General features: G+C 37.3%; 15 protein-coding genes and 1 pseudogene. 7 read left to right on the top strand and 9 right to left on the bottom strand.

Going from position 1 to position 18,249, the window contains the following annotated elements; all coding sequences use genetic code 11:
* Positions 1-588 precede the first annotated feature (588 nt).
* Positions 589-4,911 carry a S8 family peptidase gene (locus MKX67_RS08650; protein ID WP_095369739.1) on the top strand — a complete coding sequence of 1,441 codons (4,323 nt, stop codon included), beginning with the start codon at positions 589-591 and terminating at the stop codon, positions 4,909-4,911.
* Between the two features lie 67 nt (positions 4,912-4,978).
* Here MKX67_RS08650 and MKX67_RS08645 read toward each other — a convergent pair.
* The 5 genes and pseudogenes from MKX67_RS08645 to MKX67_RS08625 all read right to left on the bottom strand — a co-directional run.
* Positions 4,979-5,059 (bottom strand): annotated as a pseudogene (locus MKX67_RS08645) (YjcZ family sporulation protein); the annotation flags it as partial.
* A 116-nt stretch (positions 5,060-5,175) separates the two neighbouring features.
* Positions 5,176-5,280 (bottom strand): YjcZ family sporulation protein, encoded by a 105-nt coding sequence (locus MKX67_RS08640; RefSeq protein ID WP_095369741.1) that lies wholly within the window; start codon positions 5,278-5,280, stop codon positions 5,176-5,178.
* 155 nt (positions 5,281-5,435) lie between these two features.
* A complete protein-coding gene (locus MKX67_RS08635) occupies positions 5,436-5,564 on the bottom strand; it encodes a hypothetical protein (RefSeq protein WP_322909188.1) in 129 nt (42 codons plus the stop codon).
* Positions 5,565-5,720: 156 nt separating this feature from the next.
* Positions 5,721-6,023, bottom strand: coding sequence for a hypothetical protein (locus tag MKX67_RS08630; protein ID WP_342489134.1), 303 nt, complete (start codon positions 6,021-6,023; stop codon positions 5,721-5,723).
* 754 nt (positions 6,024-6,777) lie between these two features.
* Positions 6,778-7,314 (bottom strand): GbsR/MarR family transcriptional regulator, encoded by a 537-nt coding sequence (locus tag MKX67_RS08625; protein WP_095369743.1) that lies wholly within the window; start codon positions 7,312-7,314, stop codon positions 6,778-6,780.
* A gap of 504 nt (positions 7,315-7,818) precedes the next feature.
* Here MKX67_RS08625 and MKX67_RS08620 point away from each other — a divergent pair.
* The 3 genes from MKX67_RS08620 to MKX67_RS08610 are packed head-to-tail and all read left to right on the top strand — an operon-like array spanning position 7,819 to position 10,814.
* Positions 7,819-9,072, top strand: coding sequence for a glycine betaine/L-proline ABC transporter ATP-binding protein (locus MKX67_RS08620; protein ID WP_095369744.1), 1,254 nt, complete (start codon positions 7,819-7,821; stop codon positions 9,070-9,072).
* Between the two features lie 2 nt (positions 9,073-9,074).
* Positions 9,075-9,914, top strand: a complete 840-nt coding sequence (locus MKX67_RS08615; protein WP_095369745.1) for a proline/glycine betaine ABC transporter permease — start codon at positions 9,075-9,077, stop codon at positions 9,912-9,914.
* Between the two features lie 12 nt (positions 9,915-9,926).
* Positions 9,927-10,814 (top strand): glycine betaine ABC transporter substrate-binding protein, encoded by an 888-nt coding sequence (locus MKX67_RS08610; RefSeq protein ID WP_095369746.1) that lies wholly within the window; start codon positions 9,927-9,929, stop codon positions 10,812-10,814.
* A 53-nt stretch (positions 10,815-10,867) separates the two neighbouring features.
* Here the strand turns inward: MKX67_RS08610 and MKX67_RS08605 are convergent, their stop codons facing one another.
* Positions 10,868-12,388: a flotillin family protein gene (locus tag MKX67_RS08605; RefSeq protein ID WP_095369747.1), complete on the bottom strand. Its 1,521-nt coding sequence runs from the start codon at positions 12,386-12,388 to the stop codon at positions 10,868-10,870.
* Positions 12,389-12,402: 14 nt separating this feature from the next.
* Complete coding sequence (locus MKX67_RS08600) at positions 12,403-12,927, bottom strand: hypothetical protein (RefSeq protein WP_322909186.1); 525 nt, start codon at positions 12,925-12,927, stop codon at positions 12,403-12,405.
* Positions 12,928-13,106: 179 nt separating this feature from the next.
* Between MKX67_RS08600 and MKX67_RS08595 the strand changes: the two genes are divergently transcribed.
* Positions 13,107-13,406 carry a hypothetical protein gene (locus MKX67_RS08595; protein WP_095369749.1) on the top strand — a complete coding sequence of 100 codons (300 nt, stop codon included), beginning with the start codon at positions 13,107-13,109 and terminating at the stop codon, positions 13,404-13,406.
* A 56-nt stretch (positions 13,407-13,462) separates the two neighbouring features.
* The gene (locus MKX67_RS08590) at positions 13,463-14,257 is read left to right on the top strand and encodes a glycerophosphodiester phosphodiesterase family protein (protein ID WP_095369750.1); all 795 of its coding nucleotides are present in this window, start codon (positions 13,463-13,465) and stop codon (positions 14,255-14,257) included.
* Between the two features lie 3 nt (positions 14,258-14,260).
* Here the strand turns inward: MKX67_RS08590 and MKX67_RS08585 are convergent, their stop codons facing one another.
* Positions 14,261-15,703 (bottom strand): UDP-N-acetylmuramoyl-L-alanyl-D-glutamate--2,6-diaminopimelate ligase, encoded by a 1,443-nt coding sequence (locus tag MKX67_RS08585; protein ID WP_307314743.1) that lies wholly within the window; start codon positions 15,701-15,703, stop codon positions 14,261-14,263.
* A gap of 95 nt (positions 15,704-15,798) precedes the next feature.
* Positions 15,799-16,566, bottom strand: a complete 768-nt coding sequence (locus tag MKX67_RS08580) for a protein-glutamine gamma-glutamyltransferase (RefSeq protein WP_095369753.1) — start codon at positions 16,564-16,566, stop codon at positions 15,799-15,801.
* Between the two features lie 229 nt (positions 16,567-16,795).
* Between MKX67_RS08580 and MKX67_RS08575 the strand changes: the two genes are divergently transcribed.
* Positions 16,796-18,226 (top strand): carbon starvation CstA family protein, encoded by a 1,431-nt coding sequence (locus MKX67_RS08575; protein ID WP_307314746.1) that lies wholly within the window; start codon positions 16,796-16,798, stop codon positions 18,224-18,226.
* Positions 18,227-18,249: the final 23 nt, after the last annotated feature.

Genomic DNA, 18,249 nt, shown 5'->3' with positions numbered 1-18,249 from the left:
AGATTACTTTCAGTTTTAATCGAAACTATTTACCTAATACAAAAAACTTTCCATAACCTCCGTACTAATTTTCCTATACTTTATCTATTTAGTTCCTTTTAAGTGAAACATACCCTGTAACAATTATTTCTACTATTGTATATGCAAAAAAATATTTCTTTTTACCCACCAAATGAACATCAAATCTCTCCCCTCTTACTATCGACCCTATACTTATGAACGCAATCAAAAGACTTATAAAAAATTGTAAGATTTTCCAACACAACTACTAAATACTTAATTTTCTAAAAATTTGATCAATTATCTGTCCTTTTTTTTGAAAACAAGCAAAGAATCGGCAAAAATTCTCATAGCTTTGGTTTCAAATGTACTAATTATTGATTTGTTCGCTATTACGATTAACTCATTTTAAAAAACGAACAAAAAAATTCGACATTTTCCGACAACTTTGAAGCCCTTCGTTAGCTAGAGTGTTAATCATAAGGAGAGCTACTTTTATTTTGAAAAGTAAACACTCCTTCATATATGAGGAGGTGAATACCAAGGATTATTCAAATATAATGAAAACATTTTTAGGAGGGGAATTACTTGAAGCGTAAAAGAAAAAATGGTTGGTTTCGTCTACTAAGTATGGCTATGATTGCTTTCTTAATCGTGCCAATGATGTTTCCTAGCATCAGCTCTGCTAGTAATAAAGGTGTAAATACCTCTGTAGCAAAGTCAGCTAGTGAAGTAGCAGAAAACAAAATAAGCAAAACATTAACGAAAGAATTTAAAAAAGAAGAACAAGTAACATTTTTAGTGAAATTCAAAGAAAAAGCTGATCCTCAAAAATCAGCACAAAAAGCAGAAAAAGCTGCAGCTGCTCAAAAACAGTCTGCTGCTCAAGCAAAATATATGAAACGCTCAGCTATTGTTTCAGATATGAGAACAGTGGCAATTGAATCACAAGATACTGTGCTTTCTTACCTTGAAAAACAAGAAAAGAAAGGAAACGCCAAAGAAGTTCAATCTTTCTTTATCGTAAATGCGGTTGCTGTTACAGCGACTAAAGATGTAATGGAACAAATCGCCACTTTCCCTGAAGTGGAAAAAATTCTACCAAATGAAACAAGAAAGCTACATACACCAACGGTAGAAGAGCAAGCAAAAGCGGAAGAAGCTGGTAAGATCAATAATATTGAATGGAATATTGATCATATCGGAGCACCTGCTGTGTGGGAAATGGGCATAGACGGTTCAGGTACAGTTGTCGCTTCCATTGACACAGGTGTTCAATGGAATCACCCAGCATTAAAAGAGAAATATCGTGGGTATGATCCTGCTAATCCAGAATCACCAGATCATGAGTACAATTTCTTCGACGCTGTGAGTGGCAATGAAGAATCTTATGATGACCACGGTCACGGTACACATGTAACGGGTACTATGGTTGGTTCTGAGCCAGACGGTGGCAACCAAATTGGTGTTGCACCCGGCGCAGAATGGATTGCTGCTAAAGCATTAGATGCTGGCGGTAGCGGTTCTGATGCTCAATTAATTGCAGCTGGTGAGTGGATTTTAGCTCCTACAGATGCTGAAGGTAATCCAAACCCAGCAATGGCGCCAGATGTGGTTAACAATTCATGGGGCGGCGGTCCTGGAATCGATGATTGGTATAGAGAAGTAGTTCAAGCATGGCGTGCTGCTGAAATCTTCCCTGAATTCTCTGCAGGAAATACAACTTTATTTAATCCAGGTGGTCCTGGTTCAGTTGCGAATCCTGGTAACTTACCAGAAGCGTACACAACTGGAGCAACGGACATCAATGATAACCTAGGAAGCTTTTCATTATTAGGACCTTCCCCTTATGGAGGAATTATTAAACCAGATATTTCAGCTCCTGGTGTAAATATCCGCTCATCGGTACCTGGCAGTGGATATGAAGGTGGCTGGAACGGAACTTCCATGGCAGGTCCGCATGTTGCAGCTGTTGCTGCTCTTCTTCGACAAGTGAATGCAAGTTTAACTGTTGAAGATATGGAAGAAATTATTTCTTCTACTGCGATACCTTTAACAAATGAAACATATACAGAAGTACCTAACAATGGCTTCGGTAATGGATTAGTAAACGCTTACGATGCTGTTAACTCTATCTTAGATGGATTGGGGACAATTAAGGGTACTGTCGCTAAAGATGGCGAAGATGAAGAAGCGCCAACATTAGAACATGAAGCAATTGAAGAAACTTATGCTGGTATGGATTTACCATTAGAAGTTTCAGCTGCTGACAATGTAAGTGTAACAAATGTAACCGTTGAATATACAGCTGCTGATGGAAGCACAAAAACAGTTACAGCTGCACGTGACAGTGGGGATTACAAATCTGGCACGTATAGTACAGTTATTCCAGGAGATGACATTGCTGAACCTTCTGTCTCCTATAAATTCATTGTGACTGACTTCGGTGGAAACACAGTTGAAAGTGACATGTATGAGGTATCTGTATTGCCTGGTATTACAGTTGGCTATTCAACAGACTTTGAATCAACTCCAGCTGGCTGGACTTCTTCTGGCGCCGCTAATAACTGGGAGTGGGGTGTACCGACTACAGGGCCTGAAAGTGCTTTCTCTGGAGAAAAAGTATTTGCAACTGGCTTAGACAGTCAATATGCAAGTAATGCAAACATGACACTTGTTATGCCTCCGATCGATTTACCAGAAGGAAATAGCTTTTTACAATTTAAACAATGGTATAACATTGAAAATAATTATGATTATGGCCATGTTTTCGTCTCAACAGACCAAGAAAATTGGACTCAACTTGCTAGATATACTAATCTTTCAAATGATTGGGTTGATGGCCAGGTTGATTTAAGTGAATATGCAGGTCAAAGAATTTATATCGGCTTTAACTTAACAACTGATGGTTCTGTAACCAGACCTGGTTGGTACATTGATGATGTTGCATTAACAGACACACCACTTGAAACTGCGAAAACTGGAAAAGTTACATTAGAAAAGAAAGATGCGAAAACTGAAGCAAAAAAAGACGCGAAACCAGTAAACGCTGATAAGATCCAACCTAATACTGAAAATGCTACAGTTGAAAAAGGATCTGACAAAAAAGCAACTCCTATGTCTTTACCACTTGGTGCAAAGGTGAGTGTCCTTGAATCAGGTAGATCTGTAAATACGAACCCTGCTGATGGTTCTTACCAATTAGTACACGCGGCTGGAGAATTTACTCTTTTAGCAGAAACATATGGATTTGCTTCAGAAACGCAAACCGTAAATGTTGAAGCAGATGGAGAAGCAGTTGCAAACTTCGTCTTAGATGAACTACCGCAAGGAACAATTAACGGTTCCGTAACAAATGAAAGAACTGGTGAACCAATTACTGGAGCAACTATCCTGCTTGTTGAGGATGCAAAAGTAACACCAGTTACAACAGATGAAAATGGTAACTATTCAATTACGGCTTATGAAGGTGAATACACTCTACGTGTAATGGCTAACTCTTATTCAAGTAAAGATGTGACGGTTACACTTGATGAAGAAAACGTGGAAGTAAATATCGAACTAAAACCATTCATCGGTTTTGAAGGTGAAATTGGCTATGATGATGGTACAGCTGAAAACGCACGTGCATTCTATGATGCTGGCAATGGCTGGGGTGTTCGTATGAGTCTTGAAGAGGGTCAAGAATCTGCAATGGTTACTGGCGGTTTATTCCGATTCTGGGATACATCTTTTCCAACACCTGGTGGAACAGATTTCCAAGTTGCGATTTATGATGCAACAGACAATGGTACCCCTGGTGAAAAACTAGCTGGACCTATTGATGCAACAGCATTAAGAAATGGTGAATGGACACATGTCGATCTTGCCACTGAAGGTGTAACAGTAGATGGTGATTTCTTCATGGTTTATATTCAAACAGACCCTAACCCTAATGCTCCTGGATTAGGAACAGATGAGAATGGAGATAACGCTGGACGAAGCTTCCAATTAGTTGGTGGCGCTTGGTCAGCTTCACCTGCTGCTGAAGGAAACTATATGATTCGTGCGGTAGTAAACTATGAATTAACATCACCAACTATTACTTCCCCAGCTGATGGAAGTTATACTAATGAAGAAACAGTAACTGTGGAAGGTTCAACACAACCAAATGTGGATGTTAAAGTGTACAATGGTGATGAAGAAGCTGGAACAACAACTGCTAGTGCAGAGGGTGAATTCAGCTTAGATGTTGAATTAAATGAAGGTGAAAATGTCTTAACTGCTACAGGTGTAAGCGAGGTTGGTGAAACGGATCCTTCAGAGCCAGTGACAATTACATTAGATCAAGAAGCTCCATCACTTGCTATTACTAGTCCTGAAGATGGTTCGAAAACAAATAAAGAAGCGGTGACTGTAGAAGGAACGGTTTCTGATGACCACTTAGATACTGTTACAGTAAATGGCCAAAATGCAAATGTATCTGATGGTACATTCTCAAAACGTATTTTATTAGATGAAGGTACAAACGAAATTACAGTTGTTGCTACTGACGAAGCGGGTAACTCTTCGACTGAAACTGTAACAATTGAAGCCAAATACTCAAGCCTTGATATTGAAAACCTTCAACCAGGAGAAGATAAAGAATTAGCCGCTGGTCAAACAGTGAAAATTGAATTTGACAGTGAGCCAGGCTTAAAAGCAACATTTGCATTAAAAATGCCTTTAACAAACTTACGTGCACAAACCACAAACGTTAATGACCTACCAATTATGGAAACATCTCCAGGTCATTATGTTGGTTATTATACTGCAACCTCTAATGTTGTAGCTCCTGGTGCAGAGATTGAAGTCACTGTTAAAGATAGCTTTGGCAATAAAGCGACTGAAATCGCTGAAGGAAAACTTTATATTAATGCACCAATAGATTAATTATTTGCCCAAATGAAATAAAAAGAGGGAGATGCCTTTATTGGCATCCCCTCTTTTTATTTAGCAATTATCTAAAACAAGCAGCTCCAACGATGATTAAAAGGATGAATAATACAACGATCAGTGCAAAACCGCCACCGAAACCGCCACATCCGCCACCGTATCCGTAACCGCCATAACAACCGCAGCCTCCACCGTAACCATACATAAAAAGATCTCCTCCTATTTTTTATATTTACCCTTTATCCCAAAACCATTAGGTGATTAGCAGCAGCCACCGTATCCCCAAGAAGCTCCAATAATCACTAACAAAATAAATAAAACAACTAGGAGTGCAAAGCCTCCACCGTATCCAAATCCTTCTGACATTTGAATAACCTCCTTTATCTTGATTCTATATATCCTATTCAACTAACCTAATATGTGCGATAGTCAAATGCACATTTTTAGGGCAAATAACTATAGGCTTATCCAAGAGGAGTGTATTTTCTGTCTCTCGAACCCCTTCATCCAACTCTTACCGGTTAATATATAAATTGCTCGACTTTCTCTTCTGGTTTACGTTCTGAATGCCGGGCAAACCTATTTTGCGAAGCACTCACTCTTCGGTTTCCTTCTGAATGACTTGCTAACCCCTTTTGTGAAACTCTCATTCACCGATTTCCTTCTGAGTGAACTGCTAATCCCTTTTGCAAAGCACTCACTCTTCGGTTTCCTTCTGAGGGACTTGCTAACCCCTTTTGCGAAGCACTCATTCACCGATTTTCTTCTGAGTGACCTGCTAATCCCTTTTGCGAGGCACTCATTTATCAATTTTCTTCTGAGTGACCTGCTAATTCTTTTTGCGAAGCTCTCACTCTTCGGTTTCCTTCTGAATGACTTGCTAACCCCTTTTGCGAAGCACTCACTTCTCGGTTTCCTTCTGAGTGACCTGCTAATCCCTTTTGCGAGGCACTCACTCTTCGGTTTCCTTCTGAGTGACCTGCTAATCCCTTTTGCGAAGCACTCACTCTTCGGTTTCCTTCTGAATGACTTGCTAACCCCTTTTGCGAGGCACTCACTCTTCGGTTTCCTTCTGAGGGACTTGCTAACCCCTTTTGCGAAGCACTCATTCACCGATTTTCTTCTGAGTGACCTGCAAATCCCTTTTGCGAAGCACTCACTCTTCGGTTTCCTTCTGAGGGACTTGCTAACCCCTTTTGCGAAGCGCTCATTTATCAATTTCCTTCTGAGTGACCTGCTAATCCCTTTTACGAAGCACTCACTCTTCGGTTTCCTTTTGAAGGACTTGCTAATCCCTTTTGCAGAGCACTCACTCTTCGATTTCCTGCTGAGTGAACTACTAATCCCTTTTGCAAAGCACTCACTCTTCGTTTTCCTTCTGAGTGACCTGCTAATCCCTTTTACGAAGCACTCACTCTTCGGTTTCCTTCTGAGGGACTTGCTAACCCCTTTTGCGAAGCACTCATTCACCGATTTTCTTCTGAATAGCGCATGTCCATTCCGCTCGACGTTTCCTAATTTTTCCATACCCTCTGAATGCAGCGCATGTTTAATATTAAGCTAACAATATATAAGTTATGTATGCACCTATGAAGCTATCTTCCTTTTCTCCTGAGAACCGTGATTCTCCCTATTGAGACGCTCCTTTTTTGCCCACCCCCTCTATCTCAGTGACTGAGACCACATTTTAAGTGAACCAACATAAAAAGCCACAGAAACAAGAGCTGTGGCTTTCAGAGTGTAGACAAACTCCTTTTTCAAAAATTCATTTGAAGAAAAAGGAGCTTTGTTTCTTTTTTAGTTATATTGTTGTTACGTAACAACAACATATATTGATGGGGTAGTAATTATAGAAAACGTTATTTAAGAATTTCTTTCCTTTGGCACAAGTTGATAAATTTCACCTGTTTCAAAACTATTCACTAATCGCCCTAGCCAATCATAATAATTTAGGGCCTCATGTAATTTTGTTACATCTTCACGAGCTGCTGCTAAAACCTCTTCTGGGGCATTTTCCTCTTCTATTAATAAATTGATTTCCTTTAATGATTTCTCGATTGCGGAAATATTCATGGAAATACTCGGTCTCCACTTCGTTGTAAAAAGATCAACAAAAGTTTGATGCCAATCTTCTTCAGCTTGATACTGATCTTTTCTTGACCCTTTTCTCCATACTTTTTCCACCATTTTTAATTCTAATAAATTTCTTACAGAGGTACTCATACTGGTTTTACTCATACCTAATTCTTCTTTCATTTCATCTAACGTCATTGGTTTTGCTTGAAAATATAATAAACCATATAACCTACCTACAGATGGTGTTATCCCGTAAAGATTCATATTTTGAGAAATGGTTTCAATTACTCTTTCTCTGGCTTTGTCTAACCTTTCTTCATACATTGTTTCATCATCACACCCATTTTTATTTCATTGATATTTATTATTGTTCATTATAGTTAACTAAAACTTGTCATGTCGAGAAATTTATAATTTTAGCTTATCATTTTTTCCTCCTATGTAAAGAAAGCACATCAATTGGAATATCGAGCATTCAAGAGCATTTATAAGAATTCACTGTATACAGTTCGTACAGTTTTTACTGTACAAACTATATTATAGAATATGCTCATATATGAACTTTGCTCTTATTTCTTTAAACTCCTACAATTAAGGAGGTCGTAATTCACAGGAAAATAGAACGAGGATTCATAATTAAGAATGATGGAAATTGTCTCATTTTGTAGTTTTTGTTACAAAATAATTAATAATATAACGGTTTGATTCCATATATTTCACAAAGTAGGTAAATACAAAAAGTACCTAATAAGAAAAAACCATTTTTTCATTCGAATATGATCCAAATCCTGTAAAAACAAACATATACAAGTTAAACGAGGTGAAACAATGGATGAGAGAGCAAAAAAAATTAGCGTGAGTCAAGTATCAAAAATATTTGGCAAAAACACTAAAAAGGCCACTCAACTGTTAAATGAGGGTCAAAGTAAAAATGAAATTCTTAAACAGACCGGTGCAACCATTGGTGTTAACCAAGCCAATTTTGATGTTTATGATAGTGAAATCTTCGTCATAATGGGACTTTCTGGTAGTGGTAAATCTACATTAGTAAGAACCCTCAACCGACTCATCGAACCAACAACTGGAGACATTTTTATTGATGGAAAGAACATTACAAAAATGTCCAAGGACGAACTAAGAGAAACTCGAAGAAAGAAAATAAGCATGGTTTTTCAAAAGTTTGCCCTACTCCCCCATCGTACCATTCTAGAAAATACAGAATATGGCTTAGAAATTCAAGGAATGGCCAAGGATAACCGTAAACAAAAAGCACTTGATGCATTAAAACTTGTTGGACTTGAAGGTTATGAGAATCAATATCCTGATCAACTAAGTGGTGGTATGCAACAGCGTGTTGGGTTAGCAAGAGCTTTAGCAAATGATACGGATATTTTATTAATGGATGAAGCTTTTAGCGCTCTTGACCCGTTAATTCGAAAAGATATGCAAGATGAACTCCTTGATTTACAAAGCTCGATGGCAAAAACGATTGTCTTCATTACACATGACTTAGATGAAGCGCTAAGAATCGGGGATAGAATTGCGTTGATGAAAGATGGTGCCATTGTACAAATTGGTACACCTGAAGAGATTCTGATGAACCCATCTAATCAATATGTTGAAAGATTCGTTGAAGATGTGGATTTATCGAAAGTACTTACAGCTCAACATGTAATGAAGAGAGCGGAAACCGTACAGGTAGATAAAGGGCCAAGAGTAGCCCTACAACTAATGAAGAAACTAGGTATTTCAAGTATTTATGCTGTTGATAAAAAGAAAAATATTCGCGGTATTGTCCATGCAACAGCAGCAAAAGAAGCAGTTGATTCAGGAAAAACCATCGAAGAGATATTAGATACAAGTTATCAAACAGTAACGGAAGATACCGTACTTACAGATCTCTTTGATATTGTTTCTACTGCCTCCATTCCTGTAGCTGTGGTAAACGAAAATGGCCGCTTGAACGGTATTCTCGTTCGTGGTGCGGTAATTGCTGCACTCGCAGGCAATAACGATGCCATTAATGATTTTGAACATGATACGAGTACAACTCAAGATCAATCTATTAAGGAGGTGTACTAATCATGGAAGAAAGCTTTATTCCTAAAATTCCCGTCGCTAGCTGGATAGATGCCTTTGTAGATTGGCTGACTGTTACTTTTGCGATTGTATTTGACGGTATTACAATTGCACTTGAAGCGATTGTAAATGGTATGAATACAGTGTTAATGGCTATCCCAGCATTGATTTTAATCATTATTTTAGCAATCCTCGCGTGGAAATTGGCTAGCAAGGGCATTGCTCTTTTCACATTGATTGGACTGTTATTAATACAAAATCTCGGCTATTGGGAAGGTATGTTACAAACCCTATCCCTTGTCTTAACATCGGTTATTATTACCGTCATTATTGGACTACCAATAGGTGTTTGGGCTTCACAAAAAAGAACTGTGCAACAAATTGTTACACCCATTCTTGACTTTATGCAGACTATGCCGGCATTCGTTTATTTAATTCCAGCTATATTCTTCTTTAGTATTGGGGTTGTACCAGGTGTAGTTGCCTCTGTTATTTTTGCCGTACCACCAACTATCCGTTTAACCATTCTTGGGATTCAACAAGTCCCTACCGATATTATTGAAGCAACTGAAGCTTTTGGATCAACTGTAAAACAACGATTACTAAAGGTACAACTACCGTTAGCAACACCTACGATTATGGCGGGTATAAACCAAAGTATTATGCTTTCTTTATCAATGGTTGTTATCGCATCAATGGTTGGTGCGCCAGGTTTAGGTGCGGATGTTTATCGTGCAGTAACACAGATTCAAATTGGTACAGGTTTTGAAGCAGGTCTTGCGATTGTCGTTATGGCTATTATCCTTGACAGGCTTACTCAAAATATAGGAAAGAAAAAAAACTAGGAGGACTTTAACATGAAGAAAAAATGGCTATCTTACTTAATGGTTCCAGCTGTCGCATTAGGCTTAGCAGCATGTGGATCAAATGAAACCGACGAAAATGCAACTGTAGGAGATCAGGTTGATCACGAAATTATCGGTATCGATCCTGGTGCAGGCATTATGAAGGCGGCAAATTCAACACTTGAAGAATATGAATTAAGTGATTGGACTTTAGTTGAAGGCTCTAGTGCGGCAATGACAGCTTCATTGAAAAAGGCTTATAATGCTGAAGAACCTATTATTATTACAGGCTGGAGTCCACATTGGATGTTCTCACAATTTGATCTAAAATATTTAGAAGACCCTAAAGGTACTTTTGGAGAAGAGGAAAATATCAATACAATCGTTAGAAATGGTCTAGCTGAAGACAAACCAAGCGCTTATCAAGTATTAGATGCTTTCAATTGGACTGAAGAACACATGAATGATGTGATGGTGAAGATTTCGGAAGGACAAGATCCTGCAGAAGCAGCGGCTGAATGGGTTGAGAATAACCAAGACCTCGTATCTGAATGGACTGATGGTGTTGATTCAGTTGATGGTGAAAAACTTAGCTTAGGCTATGTTGCTTGGGATACTGAAATCGCAAGTACGAATGTTATCAGTAAAGTTTTGACTGATTTAGGTTACGATGTGAATATTAGTCAAGTTGAGGCGGGTCCAATGTGGACTGGTGTTGCTGAAGGTAGTCTTGATGCCCATGTTGCTGGATGGTTACCTTTAACTCATGCTGATTATTATGAGAAATTTGAAGGTAAATTTGAAGATCTAGGTTCTAACTTAGAAGGAACGAAATTAGGAATAGTTGTACCTGAATATATGGATATTGATTCTATTGAAGATTTAAAAACAGCTGAATAAATGAATGCAAAACAGCAGTGAGTTAAGGCTCACTGCTGTTTTTTTACCCACTATTACGCTTCTTTTTTATGATTTTCCGTTTTAATATCCATACCTAATTGCTCAATGCTTTGTTTAATATTAGATTTGCCTGAGAAATTTTCGATTAATTCCTTAATATCCAAGCCTGACGATGCCTTCACAGATTCTTGCATTGTTGTCATTAAGTCAGTGGCATAGCCTGTCACTTTATTCGCTCCACCTTTTGCTCCACTACCAGTATCTACAACTGTAATTTTATCAATATTAGAAAGAGGACTTGCCACTTCTTTCGCGTATGCTGGTAACATTTGAATAACCATATCCATAATCGCCGCATGCCCGTACTGCTCAAATGCCTCAGCGATTTTCCTTTTTGCTTCTGCTTCTGCTAAACCTTTCAAGCGTATAATTTCTGCTTCTGACTCACCTTGTGCCTTTTGTGCTTCTGCTTTGGCTAACCCATCTGCACGTACCCTTTCTGCTTCTGCACGCGCCTCTGATTCTATTCGATATTGATGCGCATCTGCTTGGGCAATTTGTTTCCGTTTTTCAGCTTCTGCTGACTGTTCCACTGAATAACGATCTGCGTCTGCCTTTTTCTTGACTTCGGAATCATACTGTCTTTCTCTTCGTAGTATTTCCTTTTCTTCTAATTCAATCGATTTCTGTCTTTCAATAATTTTTATTTGCATTTCTTGCTCTGTTACTTCTTGTTTAGCTCTCGCTGTTTCTAAATCATAGGCTTGGTCAGCACGTGCCTTAGCGATATCTTGATCACGACGATAATCCGCCATTTTCATTTGATTCTCTTTTTCTGCCTCAGCGATTTCCGTCGCTCTTTCTAATTCTGCTTTTTGTGCATCTTTATCGGCTTCTGCTCGCTTTATTCGCGTTTCTTTTTCTGCTTCTGCCGTAGCAATGTCTGCATCTCTTCTCACCTGTGCAATCCTCGGTTTACCTAATGAATCCAGATAGCCATTTTTATCTCTTACATCTTTGATAGTAAATGAAACGATAATTAAACCCATTTTCGCTAAGTCTTGTGAAGCGACACGCTGAACTTCTTGTGAAAATTTATCACGGTTTTTGTAAATTTCTTCAACTGTCATTGAACCAAGTATTGAGCGTAAATGACCTTCTAATACTTCTTTCGCTTCATTTTCACGATCTTCTTTCGTTTTACCTAAGAATTGTTCTGCCGCAGTCGCAATTTCACCAATCGAGCCACCAATCTTAATAATAGCCGTTCCATCTGCCATAACAGGTACACCTTGTTCGGTATATACTTCTGGAGTTGAGACTTCTAATTTGCTTGATAATAAGCTAAGAGGCTCTGCTTGCTGGAAAACAGGTAATACAAACGCTCCTCCACCCCGAATAATTTTAATACGATTACCTGCTTCATCAACATGTACATTCTTACTGCCCAAATAACTACCTGTCACAATTAAAGCTTCATCTGGTCCAGCAGTACGATATTTCGTAACAAAAATTCCTAATAGCGCAACAATTAAAACCGCTACAATTCCAATAACAATCCATATTAAAAGCATAAGTTTTTCCTCCTTTATATCTGTTCATGTGTCGTAACAATGACTCGACTTTCTTTTACCTCAATGACTAATACTTTTTCGCCATTAGCGATTGCCTGCCCATTAAGGCTTTCAGCTGTTTTAGAAATTCTACCTGAATAGCTCTCAATCAATACTTCACCATAGCCCTTTTCTGGGATTGGAATGATAATAACTCCTACCCGTCCCCTTAACGAGTCTTCTGAATAGACAAGCGATTCTTCAGCAGATGACATTGGAACAAGTATAAACACATTTAATAGTACGGAAAAAATAAAGGCAATAATTACAGAGATTAATGCAATGAGAATACTATTCAACGAAGTTAATACTTCAAATAAATAACCACTTGCTGATAAAAAGACGATAAAGGCAAGTATTAATATTGGATTAAGAAAAGGACTAGCTTCCTCTATTCCACCTAATACATCCCCAAAAAAGAATAAAAGAATAATTAGTACACCTGAGATAATCAACGCATACAAATACAGTGTTTCAACGGATAGGTTAAAAACTTCCATCATCATCATCCTTGTTTTCTATACTTTTCCTTTCTTTCACACAAATTCACACTCCCCCTCGTATAAAAATAGGTTGTAACATACATACGAATGAGCGGGCGATAGGTTTCAAATATTTCATTATTTGTCATGATTTTCTTCCATCTGAATATGTTGAATATAGAATAGGAGGGAACTGTTTGACACGTCAAGAAAGGAATAGAAAGCAACATTTTAATTTAGATAAATTACTGATTCTTCTCATAACACTTATGATTACTGCTATTACATCCCTTTACTTTTATAGTAGAAGTATCATTGTTATTGAAGCACCTAAGACTGATTATGGCGAGAAAATTGTTGTTCAACTACCTTCAGGACAAAAAGTGTTTACCTATGAAAAATTAGTAGTAAAGAAGGATGGTAAGCTAATATATCAAGGGGAACATCAAACAATCGCATTGACTGGTGGTAAAATTAAATATGAGGACTGGGATTGACAACAGGTGTCATCGTCATTTACGATAAGCAAAAATCATGAGAAAGGGGCATCAGAATGAGACAAGTGAGAAGAGCTTATCATACGATTAATGCTAAATTGGCATTAATGTTTAAGAAACAAAACAAGTTCTTTCATCCCAGCTTTCAAAAAATTGCTCATAGAGGTGCTGCCGGAACATGTCCAGAGAATACCATGATTGCTTTTGAGCGTGCGCTTCAATTAGGTGCTGACATGATTGAATTAGATATCCAGTTAACTAAAGACCGACAAATCGTTGTCATACATGATGCAACAATTGATCGAACTACAAATGGGACAGGTAAAGTATCTGATTATACATATGAAGAGTTATGCCAATTTGATGCCGGAAGTTGGTTCTCTCCAACATTCCAAGGTGAAAAAATTCCATTACTCAAAGATGTATTGAATAAATATTACAATCAGATAGGTGTTTTAATTGAATTAAAAAAGCCTGAAAAAAACCCAGGCATTGAAAGCTTACTACATTCTTTACTTATGCAATATTCTACTGATTCAATCATAATTCAGTCTTTCAACCTCGACTCACTAAGGAAGATAAAAACGCTCATGCCCTCGGTGAAATTGGCCTTATTAGTCAATTACCCCCTTCAAACTAAAGACATAAAAAGAATAGCACAGGAATTCGATTATGTGAGTTTGAAGTGGACAATGGTTAACAAAAAAGTGATGTCCGCAATAAAACAAGCTCAATTACGAACAATTATCTGGACAATTAATACTAAAAAACAATTAGCTAGTGTAAGGTGTTGGGATATAGACGCAATTGTCACTGATCATTTACAGTTATTAGCTAAAAGTGAGGAGTAAATATTAACGATCTTCACCTTTTTCCCATTCTATTAAATATTGGATGGTTTCAATGTCATTTTTCGTTTGAAGGTGAAAAATATCTTGGTAATTCTCATGCCCCTTCCCAATAACAAATATCCAATCACCACTTCCTCCTATTTCCCACATTTTCTTTATAGCCATAGTGCGATCCATTATGACTTCCCCATTTGTAAATGGTTTTGTTAAGTTATATAATTCTTCTTCTACAACCGTTTTACTCTCCCCATTTATATCATCTAATGTAAGGATAAACTGCCGACAATAAGTAGATGCCACCTTAACCATTTTAATTCGCTTGCTTTTATCCCTTTTTCCTCGAAATCCAAAAACCATATATATTTTTTTCGCTCTATTTTCCTTAGCTGTTTGGAGAAGGTAGATGAGAGCATCTTCTGTATGAGCATAATCAATAATAAATACGGCCCCTTTCTTATTGTAATATTTCTCCCATCTGCCAGGTACTCCTCTAAAATTCATTAATCCTTGCGATATTACCTCTTTTGATATGCCCGATTCTAAACAAGCAGCAATAGCGATAGCTGTATTATAAAGATTATGTTTCCCCGGTAATGGTGAATCTGCTACAATAGTATCTTTTTTAACACTTGATATTTTTAACTGATATTTTGCATCTTTAAACGTGAGCTGCAGATCATAATCGCCAGCTTTACCAATTGTTTTTATTTTATTATGTTCCTGCTCAAGTGCTATTTTCGCCCCCCATGTATCCTCAATGTTGACTAATCCAACGCCTTCATCTTTTAATAAAGAAAAGATTTTCTTTTTCTCGCTGTAATACTCTTCAATCGTATGATGATAGTCCATATGATCATGAGTTAAATTTGTAAAAATAGCTATATCAAGCAGTAATCCTTCTGTACGATGTTGATGGAGTGCATGGGATGAAATTTCTAGTATGATAAAATCATCCATACTTTCAGCTAATAAAGATTGTAGTTCTAAAGCGTCTGGAGTTGTATTTTTAGCTTTTCTTGTTTGGTTATTAATATTATTTTCTATCGTGCCTATCATTCCACAAGAATACCCTGCTTCTTTGATGAGATGGTGGATGAGATAGGCTGTAGTTGTTTTACCATTTGTGCCCGTTATCCCAATTAAGCGATGTTTTTTGCTGGGGTGGGCATAAAATATGCTTGCTAAAATGCCTAATGTTTTCCTAGAATCTTGAACTGCAATATACGGAACAGTGAGCGATAATCGCTTTTCCCCTATCACAGCAATCGCTCCATTTTTAATTGCTTCTTCTATATATTTATGCCCATCCTTTTCAAAACCGGAAATGGCAATAAATAAATATCCTCGTTTTACTTTCCTTGAATCTGTAGTTAAACCTTTCACTACTTCATGACCACTATCTTTTAAGTCCGTTTGTAATAAGTTAAATACATCAATTAATTTCATATAAAAAACTCCTTAAGGCACCAATAAAGTTACTATTTTTTGTATGCCCACGAACAAAAAAAATATGCCTTTATGAGACATATTAAGTATTACTATTAAAGTAATTGGAAAATAGAAGAATCGTAATTCTGATGTGGTACTCTACGTGCAAATTGTGAAAGGTATTTGTAACTTAAGCGACTATGTTGTGAAATAAGATACGCATCCTGTGTCGCTCCTGGCTTTCTTAGCGTATTCAATGCTTCTATCATCCCTCTTTCACTTTCCAATCCTACTCCGTGTCCAAAGTATCGGTCATTACCTAAATAGACTGCATTTTCTCCCGTCCATATTGGATGCTCGAAATCGGGATTATAAAAGTAAACAACATCTCCTGGAATGAAATCTCTTCCTATCCGTGTATCTATACCTAAGTCTTGATCATAATTCCAATCCCAAACTAAAAGACCTTGGAATAAAGTGTTAAATCGACTAATCGAAATCGAATCCAATACTGATTTATAAAATAACAATACAATTGCTGTAGAACATTCAAATGCATATAAGTGGCTATTATGAAACACATCCCTTATCGCATCCGAGGGTAATATATATGGTTTTAATACATAACCGTACTTCGTTTTTGTCCAAATCTGAGGGTTAAATCTTGATACATCAAATGGAGCGAATTCTGCTTTACTTTCATGTAACTGGTAAGCGGCTTGAATTAGTTTTTCTCTTAAGAGTAGCTCAAATTCAAAAACAAAAGCAGAATCATAAAAAAATTGCTGTGGTGAAGAATCGAGTGCTCTATAAATATCTTGTTGTATAGGACTAAATGAATGAATAGGGGGCTTCTCCTGTGACTGAATAATAATGGTCATAAACACTTACCTCCCTTTATTTAATTTTCTTCTGACAACATATAATACCAAATTATGTTCTGCCCCGTTCAGAGGTTCATAATAGCCAATAATAAGTTCATCTATTAGAAAATTATATAAAAATAACATTTTTCTGAAAAAGTATTGCTTTACAGCAAAAAAGCACTTACAATACATCATATATTCCAAAGTTTCAGAAATATATCACATCAGCAGGAGGCACTTAAATATGGCAACATTCCTTGTAGCAATTGTATTACTTATTCTTGGATACATGTTTTATTCGAAATTCGTAGAGAAAGTTTTTAGTATCGATGATAGTAGAAAAACCCCAGCGTATACAGAAGCAGACGGCATGGACTTTGTCCCAATGAGCTGGTGGAAAGGAAATCTTATTCAACTATTAAACATTGCTGGCACCGGTCCGATATTTGGCGCATTAATGGGTGCATTATACGGACCTGTCGCGTTTATATGGATTGTTATTGGCTGTATTTTCGCTGGAGCTGTTCATGATTATTTTTCAGGAATGCTTTCACTTAAACATAAGGGAGAACAATTCCCTAATCTCGTTGGTAGATATCTAGGGAATGGAATGAAAGTTTTTATTAATATATTATCCATTATATTAATGATTTTGGTAGCAGCTGCTTTTACAGCAAGCCCAGCCCAATTGATTTCTTCTATTACCCCACTTAGTTTTACTGTATCGTTAATGATTGTATTTGCTTATTTCGTTATTGCAGCGGTTCTCCCGATTAACCAAATTATTGGTAGAATTTATCCGATATTCGGTGCGATATTAATCTTTATGGCTGTGTCCATTGGTATCGCTTTACTATTTAATGGTCAACCTATTCCAAATTTAACTTTTAGCAATTTACACCCTGAAGAATTGCCAATTTGGCCATTATTAATGGTTACCATTTCATGTGGCGCTATATCTGGTTTCCACGCAACACAAAGTCCAATTGTATCAAAAACTTTAAAAAAAGAGTCTGATGGAAGAAAAGTATTTTACGGAGCAATGATTGGTGAAGGAATCATCGCCCTTATTTGGGCAGCAGCAGGAATGACATTCTTCGGAGGAACAGGTGGCTTACAGGAAGCTTTAGCGACCGGCGGGCCAGCAGGCGTGGTGAATGAAATTTCCATTTCACTTTTAGGTACACTAGGGGGCATTTTAGCGATACTGGGTGTTATTATTCTACCTATTACAACAGGAGATACAGCGTTACGTTCATCGAGAATGATGCTTTCTGAAACTATTTCGAAGTACTTGAACTTTAAAGGGAATGGACAGATACTACTTGTCACATTATTAGTTGGTGTTCCAACATTTCTTTTAGCAACGATTGATTATTCCTTCTTATGGAGATATGTTGGTTGGACCAACCAATTATCTGCCACGATTATGCTTTGGACAGCAACAAGTTTCCTACTAAAATCTAATAAGCAGCACCTCATAACAGGAATTCCAGCTATGTTCATGACAGGAGTATCTGCTACTTATATATTTTACGCACCTGAAGGATTGCAATTATCTTATCCAATATCTTTAACAATTGGGACAGTCTTATCGATCATCGTGTTAATCATTTACATCAAGAAAATAATTGACACACGAAGTCATAAGACAACTAACATAGAAATTGTCTAATCTGAAGCAGACTGGGAAAGTGT

This window comes from Cytobacillus sp. FSL W7-1323 (assembly GCF_038595015.1).
Lineage (GTDB): Bacteria > Bacillota > Bacilli > Bacillales > Cytobacillaceae > Cytobacillus > Cytobacillus kochii.
The sequence above is the reverse complement of the archived record's forward strand: the minus strand, read 5'-3'. Positions and strand labels throughout refer to the sequence as shown.